The organism is Carboxylicivirga caseinilyticus (assembly GCF_050589785.1).
Lineage (GTDB): Bacteria > Bacteroidota > Bacteroidia > Bacteroidales > Marinilabiliaceae > Carboxylicivirga > Carboxylicivirga caseinilyticus.
In genome coordinates, this window is sequence record NZ_JBNGOX010000089.1 from 1 (window position 1) to 2,576 (window position 2,576).

The following is a 2,576-nucleotide window of genomic DNA, read 5'->3' on the forward strand; positions in this document are numbered from 1 at the left end:
TGGCTATTTCGGAGTGACCATGCCACCATTATCGGTCAAACTGTGCCACTTTGAGAGAAGTTGCAATGATAGTAATTTTTTACTCAGTTTTTAAAATTCCTTTTCTCAAGGACTCACCTTTTAAGTCAATCCTGTGCGAAGAGTTAACAATCCGGTCAAGGATTGCATCAGCTATGGTTCCTTCCCCGATTATATCATACCAGACAGATACTGGGATTTGGGACGATACAATAGTGGATACCTGATTATATCGGTCATCAATAATATCCATAAGAGCCTCTCTGGCCTGATTATCGAAAGCCTGTAAGCCAAAGTCATCCAATATCAAAACGTCTGCCTTTGTAAGTTTTTTTAGTTCCTTCAGATAAGTACCATCGACTTTAGCCAGTTTAAGTCTAGTAAACAAACGAGCAGTTATTGTGTATATAACCTTTTTACCGTTGATGCATGCCTGATTACCTAAAGCCTGAGCCAGGTAGCTTTTTCCAACACCTGAAGCACCGGTGATAATCACATTCTCTTTCTTTTTTAGGAAGTCGAGAGTTGCCAGACGAGTAAACATGTTCTTATCCAGATTACGCTGATGAGCATAATTAACATCAGCAACCGTGGCACTCTGTCGGAAGGAAGCCTGTTTGAGCAAGCGTTCAATCTTCTGATTATGTCGCTGTTCCCATTCATGATCGGTTAACAAAGCCAGGTATTCATCGGGTGTTACACCGTTAAGCTGGTTGTTTTTAATGTTTTGCAGATGCATGCCAGCCATGGCGCCAAGGCGCATTTGCTTGAGTTTTTCAATTGTTTGATTGTTATTCATATGATATAATTTAATGATAGTTAGCTGCTCCTCTGAGATTGTTGTGATTAGGGATATGTGATTTAAACAGATTGGTTTGCCGATTATCATGTTCCATCTTATCGATGTTATTTTTGAGCATGTTTTTAAGGCGGTGATAAGAGAAGGTACCTGCTTCAATAGCTATTCTGCAGACATCGTTTAATCGCTCAGAACCGTAGACACGATGAAGCTGAATGATGCCCATAGAGCGTTTGTAAGCTGTTTCGGGATAATCACCTTGAGACAACACACCTTCAATAAACTCCAGTACATGATTGCCATGTTTGGCTGCTTTTTGTTTAAAGTAATCTGGACTCCACTCAGAGTAGGCTTGATGAGAACTACTCAAATGGTTCTTGTTGGTAATGTAAAATCCTTTGGTCGGGTTGCGTTTATGAATGGCGATACGTTCATGATTGTAATAGACTTCAACCGTTGATCGTGTGTAATGAATCTGTGTGGTTTTACCAATGTAACGATAAGGAACGCTGTAATAACTCTCATCCGGAGAGAAATACACGTAACCCATCTTCTGGACTTTAGCTCGTTTATAGTCCTTAAGTTCATAGGGGCAATCCGGCAATGGTTTTAGGTAGCCACGTTCAACGGATTGAAACAGCTCTTTACGGCTATGGTCTTTGCGTTGAAACAACAGGTCATTATAATGCTCAAGAAGTTTCCATATCTCGTTATTCAGGTCTTCCAGTGAGAAGAAGGTCATCTCGCGAAGAGGATAATAGATGCGTTGGTAGGTCAGCTGAACCGCATTTTCCACCAGCGCCTTATCCTGAGGCGCATAGGTGCGTGTTGGATTGACAGCACAGTTATAATGCCGGGCAAAATCCTTGAGCGAACGATTAACAACCGGTTCGTATTTACTCGCTCTTGATACAGCCGATTTAAGATTATCAGATACAATGGCTTTAGGAACGCCACCATAAAAGCTTAATGCATTACTCAAGCAGTGAATCAGCTCTTCACGTTTTTGACTGAAACTGGCTTCAATATAGGTATAATGGCTGTGAGGCAATATGCAGACGAACACTTCTACCGGAATCTGTTCTCCGGTCTCTCTGTCAACAATGTAAAGATGCTTACCACAGTAATCAATATAGGCTTCTTTACCGGCTTCATGGTTAAGTTTCATTGAACCCTTTTCCTTGCGATATTTACGCCGATAGTGCTCCATAAACTGGGTATAACTATAAGGTTTTTGAGCCTGCTCTTTATACTCGTGATAATGGAACTGAAAAGTAAAGCCGGGATGATGAACGCATTGATTAATACGCTCAAGAAAGGTCATAAGTTCATCGTATCGATCATTGTTAATGGTAGTATAGGACGTGAATAACTCCCTTAATACGGAGACATCCATGATCAGAAGTTCTTTTGGAGTGTAATCACAAGCCTTAATCAGCTTGATATAATGGTTAACAGTATTGCGTGAGATAGCCAGTGTAAGGCCTATCTCGCGATTACTTAGTCCATCAATATGAAGTGTAATTATTTGTTTTATATCCATTGGATCAAGTGTATTGGCCATATCGTGTGTATATTTTTTTACGCGATATAGCAGGTTTTACTTGATCTCTCAAAATGGCACAAATCAAACCGTGATGTGTGGCACAAATCGAACCGTTAAAGCATCAGTTCATGACCAAAAGTGGCACAGTTTGAACCGAAATCACTGGCACAGATCAGGCCGATAATGCTGGCACAAAACGATCCGAAATATCCA

General features: G+C 40.6%; 2 protein-coding genes. Both read right to left on the minus strand.

Features of this window, described 5'->3' with window-relative positions; all coding sequences use genetic code 11:
- Window positions 1–79 precede the first annotated feature (79 nt).
- A complete protein-coding gene (gene istB / locus ACRD62_RS22270; protein WP_430822288.1) occupies window positions 80–817 on the minus strand; it encodes an IS21-like element helper ATPase IstB in 738 nt (245 codons plus the stop codon).
- A 10-nt stretch (window positions 818–827) separates the two neighbouring features.
- The gene (gene istA, locus ACRD62_RS22275; protein ID WP_430822289.1) at window positions 828–2,381 is read right to left on the minus strand and encodes an IS21 family transposase; all 1,554 of its coding nucleotides are present in this window, start codon (window positions 2,379–2,381) and stop codon (window positions 828–830) included.
- Between the last annotated feature and the right edge of the window lie 195 nt (window positions 2,382–2,576).